Raw genomic sequence first — 20,242 nt, forward strand, 5'->3', positions numbered from 1 at the left:
CTGACCACAAGCCCCCGGGTCGAGTGACTTCCTCACCCGTTACACGAGCCGCACGGCGGGCGGCGTCGCCTTCCCCTCCAGGGAGCACGCCATGCTCGCCGCCACCTCTCCCTCCCCGACCGCCCCGCCCTCCCCCGCGAGCGCGACCCACCACGTGCGCGCCTTCGCCCGCTGGGCCGCCGACCCGACCGCGGCGGTGGTCCCGCTGATCCGGTCGCGCGTGCGGGCCGTGCTCGGAGGCTGGCCGATCGCCGCCGAGATCGCGGACGTCCTCCTGCTGGCGGTCAGCGAGCTCACCGGCAACGTCGTCCTGCACGCCGCCGCCACGCGCCGCATGCGGGTCGGGGTGACCCTGCGCGCGGGCTGGCTCCACCTGGAGGTCACCGACGGGGCTCCCGTGCGACCCCGACCGCCACTGCCGCGCACCGAGGCGGATCCGGACGCGGAGACGGGGCGGGGCCTGCTGATCATCCAGCTCATGGCCGCCGAGGTGGGCGGCGAACTCACCTTTGCCGCAGGCGAGTTCGGCCATCGCGTCAAGGTCCGCGTACCGGCCCGCACACCTGCCGCCTGAGACCGGGCGGGGGCCGCGGCGGCGGTCGCGGCAAGGGGGCGCGGCGCGGGGTCGCGTCGAGGGGTCCACGACATCGAGATATCGCGAACAATTGACGATCGCCAAAATATCGAGATACTTGCCCCATCTCCCCCGCTGCTCCCTGATTGAGGTGCCGCCCCATGGAGCTCTCCCCCTCGGCACATGCCGATTCCTTCTGTCGCGACCGGCTGCCACCCGCCGCCCTCTGGCCCCGACTCCACTTCGATCTACCGGAGTTGAGCTATCCGGACCGGCTCAACTGCGCCCACGCCCTGCTCGACGAAGCCGTCGAGCGCTGGGGCCCCGACCGCCCCTGCCTGCTGACCCCGACCGAGCGTTGGACCTACGGCGACCTGCTGCGCCGCGCCAACCAGGTCGCCCAGGTGCTCACCGAGGACCTGGGCCTCCTGCCCGGCAACCGGGTCCTGCTCCGCGGACCCAACAATCCGTGGCTCGTCGCCGCCTGGTTCGGCGTCCTGAAGGCGGGCGGGGTGGCCGTCACCACCGTGCCGCTGCTGCGCGCCGCCGAACTCACCGGGCTGTGCGCGATCAGCCGCCCCGCGATCGCCCTCTGCGACCACCGCCACCTGGAAGAACTCCGAGCGGCCGCCGATCCCGCAGCCCTCCGGGTGATCGCGTACGGCGGCTCCGGCGACGACGACCTCACGGCCCGGTGCGCCAGCAAGGACGCCGTCTTCGACTCCGTGGCGACGGCCGCGGACGACGTCGCGCTGATCGCCTTCACCTCCGGTACGACCGGGCGGCCCAAGGCCACCCTGCACTTCCACCGCGACGTCCTCGCCAACGCGGACACGTTCTCCCGGCACGTCCTGCGCCCCGAGCCCGAGGACGTGTTCACCGGCACGCCGCCCCTGGCGTTCACCTTCGGCCTCGGCGGGCTGGTGGTCTTCCCGATGCGGGTCGGGGCCTCGACCCTGCTGATCGAGCGGGCGACGCCCGGGCAGCTGGCCGACCTCGTCGCCGAGCACGGGGTCAGCGTCCTGTTCACCGCGCCGACCGCCTACCGCGCGATCCTCGCCGACGGCGCGGTCGACCGCCTGGCGGGGCTGCGCCGCTGCGTGTCCGCCGGTGAGCCGCTGCCCGCCGCCGTGTGGGAGGAGTTCCGCGCCGCCACCGGGCTGCGCATCATCGACGGCATCGGCGCCACCGAGATGCTGCACGTGTTCATCTCGGCCGCCGACGAGGACATCCGGCCCGGATCGACGGGCCGGCCCGTCCCCGGCTACCGCGCGGCCGTGGTCGACGAGAACGGCGACCCCGTCCCCGACGGGCAGCCCGGCCTGCTCGCCGTGACCGGCCCCACCGGCTGCCGCTACCTCGACGACCCGCGCCAGTCCACCTACGTACGCGGCGGCTGGAACATCACCGGTGACACCTACACGCGCGACGCCGACGGCTACTTCTGGTACGTCGCCCGCAGCGACGACATGATCGTCTCCTCCGGCTACAACATCGCCGGGCCCGAGGTCGAGAAGGCCCTCGCCGACCATCCCTACGTCGCCGACTGCGGTGTGGTCGGGGTCCCCGACGAGCGGCGCGGCATGCTCGTCAAGGCGTACGTGGTGCTGCGCGCCGGGGTCGGGGCCGACGACGCCACCGTCCGGGAACTCCAGGACCACGTCAAGGCGACCATCGCCCCCTTCAAGTACCCGCGCGCCGTGGAGTTCGTCGACGAGCTCCCGCGCACCGAGACCGGCAAGCTCCGGCGCGGCCAACTCAGGCTCCTGGCACGGGAGTCGGCCGATCCCGCGCCGCCGACCCTGCCCAGCGTCGTGATCGAGCGGCGGGTCGAGTGGCCCGACACCGACGCGGCCGGTCACTACCACCACTCCACCGTCGTGCGGTGGGTCGAGGCGGCCGAGGCGGTGCTGCTGCGGCGGCTGGGCCTGTCCCACCTGTTCGGGAGCACCCCCCGCGTCCACTTCGAGGCCGACTACCGGGCCCGGCTCTGGTTCGGCGAGGCCGTGCGGACCGAGCTGCGCGTCACCGAGGTGGGCGACAGCTCCCTGCACTACGCCTTCACCGTCCACGGGGAGGAGGGCGCGCGGGCCGCGAGCGGCCGCATGGTGATCGCCCACTCCGCCGCCCGGGCCACCGGGTCCACCCCCTGGCCCGCCGAGGTCCGCGCGGTCCTCACCACGGCGGGCCCGCAGGCCCCCGAACTGTTCGAGAACACCCGAGGAGGCGCCCCGTGCGCGTAGCAGTCATCGGAGGCGGGCCCGGCGGCCTGTACTTCGCCGCCCTGGCCAAGCAGTTGTCCCCGCAGTGGGAGATCACCGTCTGGGAGCGCAACTCCCCCGACGACACCTTCGGTTTCGGGGTCGTCTTCTCCGACGAGACCCTCGACGGCATCGCGCAGGCCGACCCGGTCGTGCACGCCGCGATGTCCGCCGAGTTCGCCCGCTGGAGCGACATCGACGTCCGCCGCCGGGGCACGACCCTCACCTCCGGCGGGCACGGCTTCGCCGCCCTGGGCCGCCGTCGGCTGCTGGGCATCCTCCAGGACCGGTGCGCCGCCCTGGGCGTCGACGTCCGCTACCGCACGCAGGCGCCGGCGCCCGAGCAGTTGGCCGCCGCATACGACCTGGTGGTCGCCTGTGACGGCGTACGGTCGGCCACGCGCGCCGCCTACGCCGACACCTTCGCCCCCGACCTCGACGAGCGCTCCGGCCGCTACATGTGGCTCGGCAGCGACAAGGTCTTCGAGGCCTTCACCTTCATCGTCGAGGAGCGGGACTTCGGCACCCTCCAGGTGCACGCCTACCCGTACGACGACACCCGCTCCACCTTCATCGTGGAGATGGACGAGGCGACGTGGCGGCGCGGCGGTTTCGACCGCTCCGAGGGCCTGGACCTGCCGCCGGGCGCGAGCGACGAGGAGGGCATCCGCCGGTGCGAGGAGATCTTCGCCGCCCACCTGGACGGGCACCGGCTGCTGCCCAACAACTCCAAGTGGCTGCGCTTCACCACCGTGCGCAACCGCACCTGGCGGCACGGCAACACGGTGCTGCTCGGGGACGCCGCGCACACCGCGCACTTCTCGATCGGCTCGGGCACCAAGCTGGCCATGGAGGACGCGCTCGCCCTGGCCGCCTGTCTGCACGAACACCCGGACGTGCCGGGCGCGTTGGCGGCGTACGAGGAGGAGCGCAGGCCCGTCGTGGAGTCCACCCAGCGGGCGGCCCAGGCCAGCCTCGAATGGTTCGAGCACCTCGACCGGTACACCGACCAGGACCCGCACCAGTTCGCCTTCAACCTGCTGACCCGCAGCCGTCGCGTCACCTACGACGGCCTGCGCGCGCGGGACGAGGAGTTCACCACCGCCGTCAACGCCTCCGCCCCGGTGCCGCCGATGTTCCGGCCCTTCGCGCTGGGCGGTCTGCGGTTGCGCAACCGGGTCGTGGCGGCGCCCGTCGCCCTGTCCACGGCCCGCGACGGGGTGCCGGGCGACTTCGACCTGGTCCACCTCGCCACGCAGGCCCTCGGCGGACCGGCCCTGGTGCTGGCCGGGATGACCGCGGTGAGTTCCGCGGGCCGCACCGACGCGGGGTGCCCCGGGCTGTGGACGGACGAGCAGGAGGCCGCCTGGCGGCGGATCACCGGCTTCGTCCACGGCCAGTCGGACGCCTGCCTGGGGATCCAGCTCACCCACGCCGGTCGCCGCGCCGCCGACGGCTCACCGCTGGCGGCGTCCGCGCTGGCCTGGGACGAGCACGGCCCGGTGCCGCGGGAGGCGACCCGGGCGGACATGGACCTGATCGTGCGGGACTTCGTACGGGCGGCGGAGCGGGCCGACCGGGCCGGTTTCGACGCGCTGGAACTCCAGTACGGCCACGGCCACTTGATGTCCGGGTTCCTGTCGCCGCTGACCAACCGGCGCACCGACGAGTACGGCGCGGATCCGGCCGGGCGGCTGCGCTTCCCGCTCGAAGTGCTGGGCGCGGTACGGGCGGTGTGGCCCGCCGGGAAGGCGCTGCTGGTGCGGATCTCGGCGACCGACTGGGCGGCGGGCGGCCTCGACGAGGCCGGGGCGGTGGAGATCGCCCGGGCCCTGGGGGCGGCGGGAGCCGACGGGATCGACGTCTCGACCGGTGAGGTCGTGGCCCACGAGCGACCCCGCTACGGCCGCAGCTACCAGACGCCGTACGCCGATCTGATCCGCAACGCCACCGGGCTGGCGACCATCGCCGTCGGCGCGATCTCCTCGTACGACGACGTGAACTCGCTGGTCCTGGCCGGCCGGGCCGACCTGTGCGCCCTCGGCCGGGCCCAGCTCCACGACCCGCTGTGGACCCTGCACGCCGCCGCGGCCCAGGGCTACCGCGGGTCCGCGGCGCCGTGGGCGCGGTCCTGGGCCGCCGGCAGCGGCCGGCCGCCCGCGGCCCGTACCGATCGGGTGCCGCCCCGGCTCGAACTGCTGCGGCGGGCCGCCGCGCCGGTGCACCAGCGCTGGCGCCCCCTCGTCCCCGCACCCGCCTGCTGACCGCCGACCGCCGACCGCCAGGAGATCCCGTGGAGACCCCACCCCCGTACGGCCCGCCCCCGTACGACCTGCCCCCTTTCACGGCGGCCGCCGTCCAGGCGTCCCCGGTCTACCTCGACCCCGGCGCCACCGTGGACAAGGCGGTCGCCCTGATCGCCGAGGCCGCCGGGAACGGGGCCACGCTCGTCGTCTTCCCCGAGGTGTTCGTACCCGGATACCCGTACTGGAACTGGACCATGAACCCGGTGCAGGGCTCGCCCTGGTTCGAGCGCCTGCACCGGGCCTCCGTGGACGTCCCCGGCCCCCACGTCGACACCCTGCGCGCGGCCGCCCGCCAGTACGGCGTCGTCCTGGTCATCGGGGTCAACGAGCGCGGCCCGAACAGCCTCGGCGTCCTGTACAACACCTTGCTGACCATCGGGCCCGACGGTGAAATCCTGGGGATCCACCGCAAGTTGGTGCCGACCTGGGCCGAGAAGCTCACCTGGACCGGGGGCGACGGCAGCTCGCTGCGCGTCCACCGGACCCCGGTGGGCCCGCTCGGCGCCCTCGCCTGCGGCGAGAACACCAACACCCTGGCCCGGTTCGCCCTCCTCGCCCAGGGCGAGCTCGTGCACGCCTCCTGCTACATCGCCCTGCCCGTGGCGCCCGCCGACTACGACATGGCCGAGGCCATCGCCGTGCGGACGGCCGCCCACAGCTTCGAGGGCAAGGTCTTCTCCGTCGTGGCCTGTTCCACCGTCTCCCCGGAGATCATCGATCTCCTCGCGGGGGACGACGAGGAGCTGCGGGCCCTCTTCGGCCGCCCGCGCAGCGCGCTGTCCGGCATCTTCGGCCCCGACGGCCGACCGGTCACGCCGCCGCTGGTGGACGACGAGGGCATCGTCTACGCGGAGATCGACCTGGGCCGGTGCATCCAGCCCAGGCAGATGCACGACATCACCGGTCACTACAACCGCTTCGACGTCTTCCACCTCGAAGTCGACAACCGGCCCCGCCGACCCGTGACCTTCACCGCCCCCTTTTCCGCTCCCGCGACGACCGCCCTTCCCGAGGAGGACGCATGACCCCCGAACAGGACGACACCGCGCTCGGCCGCGCACGGGTCCTCGACACCCCCGAACTCACCGCCTATTACGCCGAACTCGCGGCGCGCGAGGCGGGCGCGCTGTGGACCGTCGCCAACGACATCGAACCCTGGTACCCGCAGCCCCGGTCCGTTCCCGTGCTCTGGCGTTACGAGGAGCTGCGCCCGCTCGTCCACAAGGCGCTCGCCCTGGTCGAGGCGGACGATGCGGGCCGCCGCGTGGTGATGCTGGTCAACCCCGGTCGCAAGGACGTCAGCGCGGCGGCCGGGCTGCTCTACACGGGCCTGCAGATCATGGGCCCCGGCGAGGCCATGACGGCCCACCGCCACCAGGCCGCCGCGCTGCGCTTCGTCCACGAGGGCACGGGCGCGTGGACGATCGTCGACGGGCAGAAGCTGAAGGTCGGGCCGCGCGACTTCGCGATCACCCCGAACGGCACCTGGCACGAACACGGCAACGACGCGGACGACGCCCCGGTCATCTGGCAGGACGGGCTGGACATCCCGCTGGTCAACGCCCTGGACGCCGGTTTCTACGAGGTCCACCCCGAGCTGTACCAAAAGCCCGGGAAGGTGATCAACTCCTCCGTCCTGACGTACGCGGCGAACCTGCTCCCGCACGGCGTCGAGCGCTGGACCCGGCCCTACTCCCCGCTGCTCGCCTACCCGTGGGAGGCGACGTACGAGGCGCTGCTCGGCCTGGCCCGGGCCACCGAGGGGTCCCCCTACGACGGGATCATCGCGGAGTACACCAACCCGGTCACCGGCGGGTCGGTGATGCCCACCATGGGCGCGCACATGCAGCTGCTGCGGCCGGGGCAGGCCACGCTGGCCCACCGCCACACCGGATCGGTGATCTACACGGTGGCCAAGGGACGCGGCGTCTCGGTGATCGCCGGACGGCGCTTCGCGTGGCAGGAGGGCGACATCTTCTGCGTGCCGTCCTGGGCCTGGCACGAGCACCACAACCTCGACCCGGCCGAGGACGCGTGCCTCTTCTCCTTCGACGACTTCCCGGTCATGCGCTCGCTCGGCTTCCACCGCGAAGAGGCCTACGCCGACAACGGCGGCCACCAACCGACCTCCTGACCGCCCGCGCCACCCCCTCCCCCGACTTCGGAGACACCCATGCGACTGCTGACCTTCACCACGGGGTCCCCCGTCGACCCCGCGCCGCGCCTGGGCGCGGAGCGCGCCGGCCTCGTGCACGACCTCGCCGCCCTGGCGGACCACGCGGGCGTCCGGATCCCGCCGGACCTGCTCTCGCTCGTCCAGGCCGGGCCCGCCGCCCTGGACGCCGCCCGCGCCCTCCTGGACGGCGCGCTGCCCGGGCACGCCGTCCACCGGCTCGAAGACGTCCGGCTGTGCGCCCCGCACCGACCCGGAAAGATCATCGGGGTCGGGCTCAACTACGTGGAACACGTGGCGGAGTCCAGCCGCAGCCTGGACACGGACAAGGAACTCCCGTCGCGGCCGGTCCTGTTCAGCAAGCCCGCCACCGCCGTCACCGGGCCCGGGGCGCCGATCCTGCACAACGGGGACCTGACCGCGCAGCTGGACTGGGAGTGCGAACTCGCCGTGGTCATCGGCCGCACCGCCTTCCGGGTGTCCGAAGACGAAGCGTACGAGCACGTCTTCGGGTACGGCATCGTGAACGACATCAGCGCCCGCGACCAGCGCCGCTCGGGCCAGTGGTTCTTCTCCAAGGGCCAGGACTCCTACGCCCCCTTCGGGCCCGTCGTGGTCACGGCCGACGAGATCCCCGACCCGATGGCGCTGGACCTCGACCTGCGCGTCAACGGCGTCACCAAGCAGAAGTCCAACACCCGCCACATGCTCTTCCCGATCGCCCGCCTGATCGCCGACATCAGCTCCGGCGTGACCCTGGAGCCGGGCGACGTGATCGCCACCGGCTCCCCCTCGGGCGTCGGGGCCGGCATGGTCCCGCCCGAGTTCCTGGTGCCGGGCGACACCGTCGAAGCCACGGTCGAGCGCATCGGCACCCTCACCAATCCCGTAGTGGACGCCCGTTGACCACCCCACCGAACCGAGGAGCCCGCATGCCGCACCCGCCCACCTACCGCATCGGCCAGATCGTGCCGAGTTCGAACGTCACGATGGAGACGGAGGTGCCGGCCATCCTGCGCGCCCGCCAGCGCGTCGCTCCGGAGCGCTTCACCTTCCACTCCAGCCGCATGCGGATGACGCACGTGACGCCGGAGCAGCTCAGGGCCATGGACGCCGACTCCGACCGCTGCGCCGTCGAGCTGTCCGACGCGCACGTCGACGTACTCGGCTACGCCTGCCTGGTCGCCATCATGAGCATGGGCCTGGGATACCACCGCGAGGCGGAGCAGCGGCTGCACGCGCGCACCGTGCAGAACGGGGCCCCCGCGCCGGTGGTGACCAGCGCCGGGGCCCTGGTGCAGGGCCTGCACACCATGGGCGCGCGGAAGGTGGCGCTGCTCGCCCCGTACATGCGCCCCCTCACCCGGACCGTCGTCGACTACCTCACCCACGAGGGCATCGAGGTCCTGGACTACCGGGCGCTGGAGATACCGAACAACCTGGACGTGGCCGCGCACGACCCGGCCCGGCTGCCCGAGCTGGCCCGCGCCCTCGACCACGGCGACGCGGACGCCGTGGTCCTCTCCGCCTGCGTGCAGATGCCCTCGCTCGGGGCCATCGAGGAGGCGGAGCAGATCCTGGGCAAGCCGGTCGTCTCCGCGGCCGTCTGCACCGCCCACCAGCTGCTGCGGGCCCTCGACCTGCCCGCCGTCGCGCCCGGGGCCGGGCACCTGCTGTCCGGTGCGTACGCCGAGGCGCCGCTGGTCCGGGGGGCCGCCTCGGGAGGTTGAGCCGGCAGGGACCTGCGCCGGGTGCCGGATCGGGGCGCTCGGTAGGATCGCCACCGCATCCAACGGAAGGCGATCATGTCGGACAGCCCCCTCAGGCCCAGCTCGTTGATCAACACGGTCTACGGGGCGTTTCTGCGCGGCATCGGCGGCTGGATCTCCATCGCCGACCTGATCACCCTCATGTCGGAGCTGGACGTGGAGAGCCCGGCCGTCCGCTCGGCGATCTCGCGGCTCAAGAAGAAGGGCGTCCTGGAACCGGAGCGGCGCGGCGCCACCGGGTACCGGCTCAGCCCGGCCGTGCACCCGGTCTTCGACGCGGGCGACCGCCGCATCTTCGCCAGCCTGGAGCCGGCGGACCTGGCGGACGGCTGGGCCCTCGCGGTGTTCTCCGTACCGGAGTCCGAGCGCTCCCACCGCTACCAGCTGCGCACCCGGCTGACCTGGCTCGGCTTCGGCAACGTCGCCTCCGGCGTGTGGCTGGCGCCGGGCCGGGTGCTGGAGGACGCGCGGGCCGTACTGGTCCGGCTCGGGCTGAGCGAGTACGTCCACCTCTTCGCGGCGGCCGACTACGCGGCCTTCAGCGACCTGCCCGGCGCCGTCAGTTCCTGGTGGGACTTCCCCGCGATCCAGGGGCAGTACGCGGAGTTCACCAAAACCTACGCGCCGGTCGCCGAGCGGCTGGCCGGACAGCGCGAGATCGACCCGGCCGAGGCGTTCCGCCACTACGTGCCGATGCTCACGGCCTGGCGCCGCCTGCCCTACCTCGACCCCGGGCTGCCCGCCGAGCTGCTGCCCGCCGACTGGAACGCCGTCGGGGCCCGTCAGGTCTTCCAACAACTCCACGAGGTACTGGCCGGCCCGAGCCTGCACCACGTACAGAACACCCTCACCACACCCCCGTAAACCACCGCCGGGGCCGGGGCCGGGGACGGGCGGGAGTGTCCCCGCAGGCCGAGCGGTCCCCACCGCGCCCCCTCTCCGACACCCCGAGCCCGCGAGCCGAGGAGACACTCGCGCCCGTCCCCGGCCCCGGCCCCACCCCCGACCCCGGCCTCACCCCCGATCCCGCCCACGCCCACACCCACGCCCACACCCACGCCCACGCCCACGCCCACGCCCGCGCGCCCGCGAAGGGCCCGCGAAGCGCCACCGCCTCACCAGGCGAGCCCGTCGGGCGGCCGCAGCAGCGGCCCGTCCTGGGCCCGGACGGGTGCGTGCAGGGCGGTGCGCCCGGTCAGGTAGCGGTCGGCCGCCGCCGCCGCGGAGCGCCCCTCCGCGATAGCCCACACCACCAGGGACTGCCCGCGCCCGGCGTCGCCCGCCACGAACACCCCCTCCGGGGGCCGACCCGGCGGGCCGAGCGCCGCGAAGTCCGCGGACCGCGCGAAGTTGCCCCGCTCGTCGCGGACGAGGCCGAGCTGCTCGCCCAGGGGGCAGGCCCGCTCGGGCCCCGTGAACCCCAGCGCCAACAGCACCAGCCCGGCTTCGATCACCCGCTCGGTGCCGGGCAGGGCGCGGCGCTCCGCCGCTTCCACCGCGGTCAGGCACAGGCCGCGCACCCGCCCCCCGGCATCGCCCTCGAAGCGCACGGTCGCGCTGGCGAAGGCCCGCGGGTCGACGCCCTCGCGGTGGCGCGCCTCCTCGTGGGCGTGGGAGATCCGGTAGACCTTCGGGTACAGCGGCCAGGGCTGGGCGGCGGAGCGGGTGGGGCCCGGTTCCGGGTTGATGTCGAGCTGGAGCACCGAGCGGGCCCGTTGGCGCAGCGCGGTGCCCAGGCAGTCGGAGCCCGTGTCACCGCCCCCGACGATCACCACGTGGTGCCCCTCGGCACTCACCCCGGGCGCCTCGACGTCACCCTGCGCGACCCGGTTGGCCTCGGTCAGGTAGTCCATCGCCTGGTGGATGCCCCGTAGCCCGCGGCCGGGCACCGGCAGTTCCCGGCGCTCCGTCGCGCCGACCGCGACGATCACCGCGTCGTGGGTGGCCCGGAGCCCGGCCGCGTCGATCCGGCCGCCGACGTCCGCGTCCGTACGGAAGACGGTCCCCTCGTCCCGCAGCTGCCGCACCCGCCGGTCCAGGTGGGCCTTCTCCATCTTGAAGGCCGGTATGCCGTAGCGGAGCAGCCCGCCGATCCGGTCGGCCCGTTCGAAGACCACGACGTCGTGCCCGGCGCGCCGGAGCTGCTGGGCGGCGGCGAGACCGGCGGGACCGGAGCCGATGACGGCGACCGCCTTGCCGCTGGGACGGGCGGGCGGCGCGGGGGCGGTGTACCCGTGCGCCCAGGCCTGGTCGGCGATGGCCTGTTCGACGTTCTTGATGGTCACCGGTTCGGCGTTGATCGCCAGGACGCAGGCGTCCTCGCAGGGCGCCGGGCAGAGCCGGCCGGTGAACTCGGGGAAGTTGTTCGTCGCGTGCAGCCGGTCCGAGGCGGCCCGCCAGTCGCCGTGGGCGGCGTAGGCGTTCCACTCGGGGACGAGGTTCCCCAGCGGGCAGCCCGCGTGGCAGAAGGGGATGCCGCAGTCCATGCAGCGGTTCGCCTGCTCGGACACCAGCGGCAGCGAGGTCCGCCCCGCGTGGACCTCGCACCAGTCGCCGAGCCGCTCGTCGGCGGGGCGCGCCGGTACGGAGCGTCGCGGAGTTCTGAGGAAGCCGAACGGGTCGGTCATGCGCCGCCTCCATGACTCCCGCGCGGATACGGCGGTCCGACCAGGTTACGCCCGGTTCGTCCGCCGTTCCCGGTGGCGGGAACACCGTCCGGGCCGATCACCGGCGACGTGACACCGGTCACTTCCCGTGACGTAGGGGACATGAGTGACGAAAGCCGGGGCACGCGAGCCGCACCGCACCGACACCGCGGGCAGGCCGCGGTGCGACATCCGGAGGTACAGCGCGTCGTGTCCGAGCAGCAGAGCATCCACACCGCCGGAAGGTGGCGGCCGTCCTCGACGGGCGCCACGCGGGAGGTCATCGATCCCGCCGACGGCAGTGTCCTCGCGGTCGTCGCCGAGGGCACCGTCGCGGACGCGGACGACGCCGTCGGCGCGGCGCGCGCCGCCTTCGACCGCGGCCCGTGGCCACGGACCCCGGTGGCCGAGCGCGCGGCGCTGCTCAGGCGCACGGCCGACCTGCTCCAGCGCGAGCGGGAGCGGATCGCGCTGCTGGAGAGCCTGGACGCGGGCAAGACCCTCGCCGAGGGCCGCACGGACGTGGACTGCGTCACCGACGCCTTCCGGTACTTCGCCGATCTCGTCCTCGGCGAGGGCGGCGGGCGGGTCGTGGACGCCGGATCGCCGGACGTCCACAGCGTGGTCGTGCACGAGCCGGTGGGCGTGTGCGCCCTGATCACTCCCTGGAACTACCCGCTGCTGCAAGCGAGTTGGAAAGTGGCCCCGGCGCTCGCCGCGGGCAACACCTTCGTGATCAAGCCGAGCGAGCTGACCCCGCTGAGCACGGTCGTCCTGATCGAGCTGCTGGTGGAGGCCGGGCTGCCGCACGGCGTCGCCAATCTGGTGACCGGCGCCGGCGACCCCGTGGGCGCCCGGCTCGCCGCCCACCCCGACGTCGACCTCGTCTCCTTCACCGGCGGTCTCGGCAGCGGCACCAAGGTCGCGCACGCGGCGGTCGACACGGTGAAGAAGCTCGCCCTCGAACTGGGCGGCAAGAACCCCAACGTCGTCTTCGCCGACGCGTGCGCGACGGCGGCCGGCTTCGACACGGCCGTCGACCAGGCCCTCAACGCCGCCTTCATGCACAGCGGCCAGGTCTGTTCGGCCGGTTCCCGGCTGATCGTCGAGGCGTCGGTGCGCGACCGGTTCGTGGCCGAACTCTCCCGCCGCGCCGAGCGGATCCGGCTCGGCCGGGGCACCGACCCCGGCGTCGAGTGCGGCCCGCTCGTGTCGGCCGCCCAGCGCGAGCGCACCGAGTCGTACGTCGCCTCCGCGCTCGCCGCGGGCGCCGTGCTGCGCGCGGGCGGCGAACGCCCCCCGGGCCCGGGCTACTTCTACCGCCCGACCGTCCTGGACCGCTGCGACCGCCGGATGCGCGTCGTGCGCGAGGAGGTCTTCGGACCGGTGCTGACGGTGGAGACCTTCGTCACCGAGGACGAGGCGGTGACCCTCGCCAACGACACCGAGTACGGGCTGGCGGGCGCGGTGTGGACCGCCGACCAGGGCCGCGCCCGCCGCGTGGCGGGCCGGTTGCGCCACGGCACGGTCTGGATCAACGACTTCCACCCCTATCTGCCGCAGGCCGAGTGGGGCGGCTTCGGCAAGTCCGGGATCGGGCGCGAGCTCGGCCCCTCGGGCCTGGCCGAGTACCGCGAGACCAAGCACGTCTACCAGAACCTCGCACCCCGCCCCGTCCGCTGGTTCGCGGGCCGAGAGGAGACCTCCGCATGACGGCCAGGAACCACCCGGGGACCACCCCCGCGACACCCGCCACCCCCGTACCGCCCTCCCCCGGCACCACCCGGGAGTTCGACTACGTCATCGTCGGCGGCGGCACCGCCGGTTCCGTGATCGCCTCCCGGCTGACCGAGGACCCCGACGTCACGGTCGCCGTGATCGAGGGCGGCCCGAGCGACGTCGACCGCCCCGACGTGCTGACCCTGCGGCGCTGGATGGGGCTGCTCGGCGGCGAACTCGACTACGACTACCCCACCACCGAGCAGCCGCGCGGCAACTCGCACATCCGGCACAGCCGGGCCCGGGTGCTCGGCGGGTGCTCCTCGCACAACACGCTGATCGCCTTCAAGCCGCTGCCGTCGGACTGGGACGAATGGTCGGAGGCGGGGGCCGAGGGCTGGCACGCCGCCGCCATGGACCCCTACTTCGACAGACTGCTGAACAACGTCGTCCCGGTCGGCGAGGCCGACCGCAACGCCGTCGCGCGCGACTTCGTGGCGGCGGCCGAGCAGGCGCTGGGCGTGCCCCGGATCGAGGGGTTCAACGCCAAGCCCTTCCACGAGGGCGTCGGCTTCTTCGACCTCGCCTACCACCCGGAGAACAACAAGCGTTCCTCCGCGTCGGTGGCCTACCTGCACCCGGTCATGGCCGAGCGGCCGCACCTCACCCTGCTGCTGGAGACCTGGGCGCACCGGCTGGAGCTGGAGGGGACGCGGGCGCGCGGGGTGCGCGTACGGTCCGCGGACGGCGCCGAGTCGCTGATCCTCGCCCGCCGCGAGGTGGTCGTGTGCGCGGGCGCGGTCGACACCCCGAGACTTCTGCTGCACTCCGGGATCGGCCCGCGCGAGCAGCTGTCGGCGCTCGGCATCCCGCCCGTGCACGACCTGCCGGGAGTCGGCGAGAACCTCCTCGACCACCCCGAGTCGGTGATCGTGTGGGAGACGGACGGCCCGATACCGGAGAACTCCGCGATGGACAGCGACGCCGGACTGTTCGTGCGCCGCGACCCCGCGTCCCCGGGTCCGGACCTGATGTTCCACTTCTACCAGATCCCCTTCACCGACAACCCTGAGCGGATCGGCTACGAACGCCCCGCGCACGGAGTGTCGTTGACCCCGAACATCCCCAAGCCGCGCAGCCGCGGCCGGCTGTACCTCACCAGCGCGGACCCCGAGGTCAAACCCGCCCTCGACTTCCGGTACTTCACGGACGAGGACGACTACGACGCCCGTACCCTCGTCGACGGCATCAAGATCGCCCGCGAGATCGCGGCGACGCAGCCCCTGGCGGGCTGGCTGACGCGCGAGGTGTGTCCCGGTCCGCAGGTCACGGGCGACGAGGAGCTGAGCGCGTACGCCCGTTCCGTCGCGCACACCGTCTACCACCCGGCGGGCACCTGCCGGATGGGGGCGGTGGACGATCCCGGGGCCGTGGTCGGGCCGGACCTGCGGGTGCGGGGGCTGGACGGCATCCGGATCGCCGACGCCTCGGTGTTCCCGACGATGCCCGCGGTCAACCCGATGATCGGCGTGCTGATGGTCGGCGAGAAGGCGGCCGAGCTGCTGGCGGGGGGTGCGCGATGAACGCCGAAGCGCCCGTCTTCGCCGTGCGGGACCTCTGGAAGGTGTTCGGCCCCCGGGCCGCGGCCGCCCGGGTGCCCGGCTCGGAGCACGCCGAGCTGTCCGCGTCCCGGTTGCGCGAGCGCACCGGCTGCACCGCGGCCGTCCGGGACGTCACCTTCGACGTCCACAAGGGCGAGTCCTTCGTCGTGATGGGCCTGTCCGGTTCCGGCAAGTCCACGCTGGTGCGCTGCCTGACCCGGCTGATCGAGCCCACCGCGGGCTCCCTGGCCATCGACGGCGAGGACGTCCTCGCGATGGACCGGACCCGGCTGCGGGACCTGCGCCGCCACCGCGCCGCCATGGTCTTCCAGCACTTCGGCCTGCTGCCGCACCGCACCGTGCTGGACAACATCGCCTACGGCCTGGAGATCCAGGGGGTGGGCCGCGCCGAACGGCGGTCCAGGGCGGCCGAGATGACCGCCAAGGTGGGCCTCGAAGGGCTGGAGGAGCGCCGACCCGACGAGCTCTCCGGAGGCCAGCAACAGCGCGTCGGCCTCGCCCGCGCACTGGCCGCCGATCCCGAAGTCCTGCTGTTCGACGAGCCGTTCAGCGCGCTCGACCCGCTGATCCGGCGCGAGATGCAGGAGGAGGTGGGCCGCCTGCACCACGACGAGGGCCGCACCATGGTCTTCATCACCCACGACCTGTCCGAGGCGCTGCGCCTCGGTGACCGCATCGCCCTGATGCGCGACGGGCGGATCGTGCAGCTGGGCACCCCGGAGGAGATCGTCGGCTCCCCCGCCGACGACTACGTGCGGGACTTCGTCCGCGACGTACCGCGCGAGCAGGTGCTCACCGTGCGCAGCGCCATGCGCCCCGCCACGGGAGACGAGGCCGAGCGGGGCGTGTCCCTCTCCCCCGCCACCACCGTCGCCCTGGCCATCGAGGCGGTGGTCCGCAGCGGTGGGCCCGCCAGGGTCGTCGACGGGGGCCGCTGCCTGGGTGTCGTCGACGACGCGGGCCTGCTCGCCGTCGTCGCCGGGCTACCCGGCCCGGTGACCGGGGAGGTGGCGGCATGAGGCGCCGCACCACCGCGCGCCCCGGTGGCCGCGCCGTGCCGCTCCCGGCCGGGACGCGGGGGTGGCGCCGATGACCGCCCCGTCCACACCCGTGCGCGAAGGGCCGCGCGCGGACTCGTCCGGTCCGCGCCCCCGGGGCGCCCGTACCGACCCCGACACCCGCTCCACCTCGGCTCCGGCCGCCGGTGCGGGCGGGCGCGGGACCGGCTCCACCGCCCGCTTCCGCGTCGGCCGCAAGGTCCTGCCCCTCGCCGTCGCCGCGGCCGTCCTGGCCACCCTCGGCGTGCTGTACCCGGGCGGCGGCAGCTGGCCCGGTTCCCTGGCCGTCGATCTGTCGGCGCCGCTGGGGCGGGCCGGTGACTGGATCATCGACCACCGTGACAGCCATCCGCTGTTCCTCTACTTCTTCGGGCACGTGAGCAATGCCGTCGTGGTGTCCGTGCGCGCCGTCTACGTGGTGCTGCTGGCCGCCGGATGGCCCGGGGTGACCGCGCTGGCCGGCCTGGTCGCCTGGCGGCTCGCGGGGGTCCGGCTCGCGCTGACCTCGATGGCCGCCTTCGCGGCGTGCGGGCTGCTGGGCATGTGGGTGCCGACGATGCAGACGCTGGCCCTGATGACCGTGGCGGTCGGCGCGGCCGTCGTCGTCGGCGCCCTGCTCGGCCTCGCCGCCGGGCTGTCGCCGCGCACGGAGCGCGTCCTGCGGCCCGTCCTGGACACCATGCAGGTGCTGCCGGCCTTCGCCTACCTGCTGCCGATGGTGCTCGTCTTCGGCATCGGGGTGCCCGCCGCGGTGCTCGCCACCGTGGTGTACGCCGCCCCGCCCATGGCCCGCCTCACCGCGCTCGGGCTGCGCGGGGCCGACGCGGGGGTGCTGGAGGCCGCCGCCTCGCTCGGCGCCACGGGGCGCCAGCGGCTGCTGACCGCCCGGCTCCCGCTGGCCCGGCAGCAGATCCTGCTGGGCGTCAACCAGGCCGTCATGACGGGCCTGTCCATGGCCGTCATCGCGTCGGTGATCGGCGCGGGCGGCCTCGGCGACCGGGTCTACCAGGCCCTGGCCTCCGTCGACGTCGGCGCGGCCCTGGCCGCGGGCATCCCGATCGTGCTGCTCGCCGTCGTACTGGACCGCACGGCCGCCGCGGCGGGCTCCCGGCTCGGCTCGGCCCGACCGGCAGCCGAACTCCACTTCCTGCGCCGGGTGTTCGCCGGTTGGTACGGGGGGCTGCTGTGCGTGCTCGCGGCCGTCGCCGTGGCGGTGGCGGGCCGGATGCTGGGCGCCGCGCAGTGGCCCGGTACCTGGACGGTCCCGCTCGCGGATCCGGTCAACCGGGCCGTCGCCTGGATGACCGGCCACCTCTACTCGGGGGTCCCCGTCGTCGGCGGCACCGCCGACTGGGCGGCCGGCTTCACCGGGATGCTCCTCGATCCGCTGCGCAGCGGGCTCCAGTCGACCCCGTGGTGGCTGCTCCTGCTGGCCGTGGCCGCCGTGGGCCTGCTGGTCGGCACCTGGCGCAGCGCCCTGAGCGCCGTGCTCGCCCTGGCCGCCATCGGGGTGCTCGGCGTGTGGGACCCGGCGCTGGACACCCTCTCGCAGGTGCTCGCCGCCGTCGCGGTGACGCTCGTGCTCGGCTTCGCGGTCGCCATCGGCGCCGCCCGCAGCGCCCGCGCCGAGCGGCTGCTGCGGCCCGTGCTGGACGTCTGCCAGACGATGCCCCAGTTCGTGTACCTAATCCCGGTCGTCGCCCTGTTCGGGGTCGGCCGGGCCCCCGCGGCGGCCGCGGCCGTCGTCTACGCGCTGCCCGCCGTCGTCCGCATCACCACGCAGGGCCTGCGCGAGGTGGACCCCGCGGTACTGGAGTCGGCCCGCTCCCTCGGCGCCACCGGCGCCCAGCAGCTGCGCCAGGTCCAACTGCCGCTCGCGCGGCCCGCCCTGCTGCTGGCCGTCAACCAGGCCGTGGTCCTGGTGCTGGCCGTCGTGATCATCGGCGGTCTGGTCGGCGGCGGCGCCCTCGGCTACGACGTGGTCCTCGGCCTCGCCCAGGGCGACCTGGCCACCGGGCTCGTGGCGGGCGCGGCGATCGTCTGCCTCGGCGTCCTGCTCGACCGCCTCACCCAGCCCGCGCCCACGAAGGAGGCCGGGAATGCCTGAGCCGACGAAGATCCGCCGCAGGAGCGCGGTCGCGCTCGCCGCCGCGACCGCCCTGGCCGTGCTCACGGGCTGCGGAGCGGCCGACATGACCCGCCAGACCTCCCCGTACGCCGCCGCCCGCGGCGCGAAGACCGTCACGCTGTCGGTCCAGTCCTGGGTGGGCGCACAGGCCAACACCGCGGTGGCGGCCTACCTGTTGGAGCACGAACTCGGCTACCGCGTGGACACCGTCCAGGTGGACGAGGTACCGGCCTGGGACGCCCTGAGCCAGGGCCGCGTCGACGCGATCCTGGAGGACTGGGGCCACCCCGAACAGCTGGCGCGCTACGTGGAGCGGAAGAAGACCGTCGTCGACGGCGGCGGACTCGGGGTCACCGGCCACATCGGCTGGTTCGTGCCGACGTACTTCGCCCAGGAACACCCGGACGTCACCGACTGGAAGAACCTCGACAAGTACGCCGACCAGTTCCGCACCGCCGAGAGCCGGGGCAAGGGCCAGCTGCTGGACGGCTCCCCCTCGTACGTGACGAACGACAAGGCGCTGGTGCGCAACCTCGGACTCGACCTGGAGGTGGTCTTCGCGGGCTCCGAGGCGGCCCAGATCACCCAGATCAAGCAGTTCGCGAAGGAGCGCAAGCCCTTCCTGACGTACTGGTACCAGCCCCAGTGGCTCTTCGACCGGGTCCCGATGACGGAGGTCGAGCTGCCCGCCTACGCGCAGGGTTGCGACGCGGACGCCGAGAAGGTGGCCTGCGCCTACCCGCACACGCCGCTGCGCAAGTACCTCAACGCCCGCTTCGCGGACGAGGGCGGGCCGGCCGCCGACTTCCTGAAGAGGTTCCACTGGGGCGTCGCGGACCAGAACGAGGTGGCCCTGATGATCGCCGAGGAGAAGCTGTCGCCGCGGCAGGCGGCGCAGAAGTGGGTGGAGCGCCACGAGGACGTCTGGCGGCCCTGGCTCGGCTGACCCGCCGGGGTCGGCCGTCCGGTCCGGCTACCAGCCGAAGCGGCGGTCGGCCTCGCGCTCGAACTCCTCGTAGGTCAGCACGTCGTCGCCGTCCAGGTTGGCCCGGTCGAAGAGGGCGGAGGAGTCGTCCACGTCGCTCACGCCCCAGAAGGGCAGCACACCGGCGGCGGCGAGGGTCGGGCCCTTCGTCCGCAGGGCGGATATCACCTCGACGCGGGTGAGGACGCCGTCGCTGTTCAGATCGAGCGCGTCGAAGAGCTTGCGGGCCTTGTCGCTCATCACGTGGTCCTTTCGGCAGGCGGGACGGCGGGGCAGGGGTCCGCCGGACCGACAGCCTATGACCCGCCCCGCACCGCCCGGCCTCCGGCATGGCAAGCTCGTGCCGCATGATCGATGAATTCGCGAAGGCCACCCTGCACGGACGACTGCGGCGGGACCGCACGGCGCTGCTCTGGAAGCTCGACGGCCTGTCCGAGTACGACGCCCGGCGACCTCTGACGGCGACCGGGACCAACCTCCTCGGCCTGGTCAAGCACGTGTCCGGCGTCGAGGCCCGGTACTTCGGCGAGGTCTTCGGCCGCCCTTCCCCGCAGCAGCTGCCCCGCTGGCAGGACCACGACGGCAGCGATCTGTGGGCGGCCGAGGACGAGACGCGCGACCAGATCGTCGCGTCCTACCAGCGCACCTGGGAGCACTCGGACGCGACGATCGACGCGCTCGCCCTCGACGCCCCCGGCCACGTGCCGTGGTGGCCGGGGCCCCACGCCGACACGAACCTGTTCGCCGTCCTGGTCCACGTCCTGGGCGAGACCAACCGGCACGCCGGGCACGCCGACATCCTGCGCGAAGGCGTCGACGGCCGCACCGGGATGCGGCCCGAGCACGAGACCGGGATCGACGAGGAGGCCCGCGCCGCATACCGCGCGAAGATCGAGCGGGCCGCCGCGTCCGCCACGTCGACCACGGCATGACGAGGGGGCCGTGAGCGCAGGCGCCGCCCCCTCGCATCGACCCCAACTCACCACCGCTGCAAGCCCGGTG

The 20,242-nt window shown here is 73.9% G+C and carries 15 protein-coding genes and 2 pseudogenes; 15 read left to right on the top strand and 2 right to left on the bottom strand.

The window, feature by feature from the left end:
• Positions 1–91 precede the first annotated feature (91 nt).
• The 9 genes and pseudogenes from ACFWAR_RS05815 (at position 92) to ACFWAR_RS05855 (ending at position 9,947) form a co-directional block, all read left to right on the top strand.
• Positions 92–574, top strand: a complete 483-nt coding sequence (locus tag ACFWAR_RS05815) for an ATP-binding protein (RefSeq protein WP_385773453.1) — start codon at positions 92–94, stop codon at positions 572–574.
• 161 nt (positions 575–735) lie between these two features.
• Positions 736–2,370 (top strand): annotated as a pseudogene (locus ACFWAR_RS05820) (AMP-binding protein); the annotation flags it as partial.
• Positions 2,371–2,442: 72 nt separating this feature from the next.
• Positions 2,443–2,817, top strand: a pseudogene (locus ACFWAR_RS05825) (acyl-CoA thioesterase); the annotation flags it as partial.
• Positions 2,808–5,099: an FAD-dependent monooxygenase gene (locus ACFWAR_RS05830; RefSeq protein WP_385773455.1), complete on the top strand. Its 2,292-nt coding sequence runs from the start codon at positions 2,808–2,810 to the stop codon at positions 5,097–5,099. The pseudogene ACFWAR_RS05825 and the gene ACFWAR_RS05830, both read left to right, overlap by 10 nt.
• A 29-nt stretch (positions 5,100–5,128) precedes the next feature.
• Positions 5,129–6,166: a carbon-nitrogen hydrolase family protein gene (locus ACFWAR_RS05835; RefSeq protein WP_385773457.1), complete on the top strand. Its 1,038-nt coding sequence runs from the start codon at positions 5,129–5,131 to the stop codon at positions 6,164–6,166.
• Entirely contained in the window at positions 6,163–7,275 is a 1,113-nt protein-coding gene (locus ACFWAR_RS05840; RefSeq protein ID WP_385773459.1) for a cupin domain-containing protein, read from the top strand. The genes ACFWAR_RS05835 and ACFWAR_RS05840 overlap by 4 nt, the downstream gene beginning before the upstream one ends.
• Positions 7,276–7,314: 39 nt before the next feature.
• Positions 7,315–8,220 (top strand): fumarylacetoacetate hydrolase family protein, encoded by a 906-nt coding sequence (locus ACFWAR_RS05845; RefSeq protein WP_385773461.1) that lies wholly within the window; start codon positions 7,315–7,317, stop codon positions 8,218–8,220.
• Positions 8,221–8,246: 26 nt separating this feature from the next.
• On the top strand, positions 8,247–9,044 hold the full coding sequence (locus ACFWAR_RS05850; protein WP_385773463.1) for an Asp/Glu racemase: 798 nt from the start codon (positions 8,247–8,249) through the stop codon (positions 9,042–9,044).
• A gap of 75 nt (positions 9,045–9,119) precedes the next feature.
• Positions 9,120–9,947 (top strand): PaaX family transcriptional regulator C-terminal domain-containing protein, encoded by an 828-nt coding sequence (locus tag ACFWAR_RS05855; protein WP_385773465.1) that lies wholly within the window; start codon positions 9,120–9,122, stop codon positions 9,945–9,947.
• A 251-nt stretch (positions 9,948–10,198) separates the two neighbouring features.
• Here ACFWAR_RS05855 and ACFWAR_RS05860 read toward each other — a convergent pair whose 3' ends face one another.
• Positions 10,199–11,710, bottom strand: a complete 1,512-nt coding sequence (locus ACFWAR_RS05860; RefSeq protein WP_385773467.1) for a glutamate synthase subunit beta — start codon at positions 11,708–11,710, stop codon at positions 10,199–10,201.
• Positions 11,711–11,938: 228 nt separating this feature from the next.
• Between ACFWAR_RS05860 and ACFWAR_RS05865 the strand changes: the two genes are divergently transcribed.
• From ACFWAR_RS05865 to ACFWAR_RS05885, 5 genes are all read left to right on the top strand, one after another.
• Complete coding sequence (locus ACFWAR_RS05865; RefSeq protein ID WP_385773470.1) at positions 11,939–13,441, top strand: aldehyde dehydrogenase family protein; 1,503 nt, start codon at positions 11,939–11,941, stop codon at positions 13,439–13,441.
• Complete coding sequence (locus ACFWAR_RS05870) at positions 13,438–15,030, top strand: GMC family oxidoreductase (RefSeq protein ID WP_385773472.1); 1,593 nt, start codon at positions 13,438–13,440, stop codon at positions 15,028–15,030. Before ACFWAR_RS05865 ends, ACFWAR_RS05870 begins: the two co-directional genes overlap by 4 nt.
• Positions 15,027–16,088 (top strand): glycine betaine/L-proline ABC transporter ATP-binding protein, encoded by a 1,062-nt coding sequence (locus ACFWAR_RS05875; RefSeq protein WP_385773474.1) that lies wholly within the window; start codon positions 15,027–15,029, stop codon positions 16,086–16,088. The genes ACFWAR_RS05870 and ACFWAR_RS05875 overlap by 4 nt, the downstream gene beginning before the upstream one ends.
• 70 nt (positions 16,089–16,158) lie before the next feature.
• On the top strand, positions 16,159–18,234 hold the full coding sequence (locus ACFWAR_RS05880) for an ABC transporter permease subunit (protein ID WP_385773476.1): 2,076 nt from the start codon (positions 16,159–16,161) through the stop codon (positions 18,232–18,234).
• The gene (locus tag ACFWAR_RS05885) at positions 18,227–19,201 is read left to right on the top strand and encodes an ABC transporter substrate-binding protein (RefSeq protein WP_385773478.1); all 975 of its coding nucleotides are present in this window, start codon (positions 18,227–18,229) and stop codon (positions 19,199–19,201) included. Before ACFWAR_RS05880 ends, ACFWAR_RS05885 begins: the two co-directional genes overlap by 8 nt.
• A 27-nt stretch (positions 19,202–19,228) precedes the next feature.
• On the opposite strand, the gene ACFWAR_RS05890 is transcribed toward ACFWAR_RS05885, so the two are convergent.
• Positions 19,229–19,480 (bottom strand): EF-hand domain-containing protein, encoded by a 252-nt coding sequence (locus ACFWAR_RS05890; RefSeq protein WP_385773480.1) that lies wholly within the window; start codon positions 19,478–19,480, stop codon positions 19,229–19,231.
• Between the two features lie 107 nt (positions 19,481–19,587).
• Here ACFWAR_RS05890 and ACFWAR_RS05895 point away from each other — a divergent pair, with 107 nt between their 5' ends.
• Positions 19,588–20,172 carry a DinB family protein gene (locus ACFWAR_RS05895; protein ID WP_385773482.1) on the top strand — a complete coding sequence of 195 codons (585 nt, stop codon included), beginning with the start codon at positions 19,588–19,590 and terminating at the stop codon, positions 20,170–20,172.
• The last annotated feature ends 70 nt before the right edge of the window (positions 20,173–20,242 follow it).

It is taken from the genome of Streptomyces sp. NPDC059917 (assembly GCF_042730635.1).
In the GTDB taxonomy this organism is placed as follows: Bacteria; Actinomycetota; Actinomycetes; order Streptomycetales; family Streptomycetaceae; genus Streptomyces.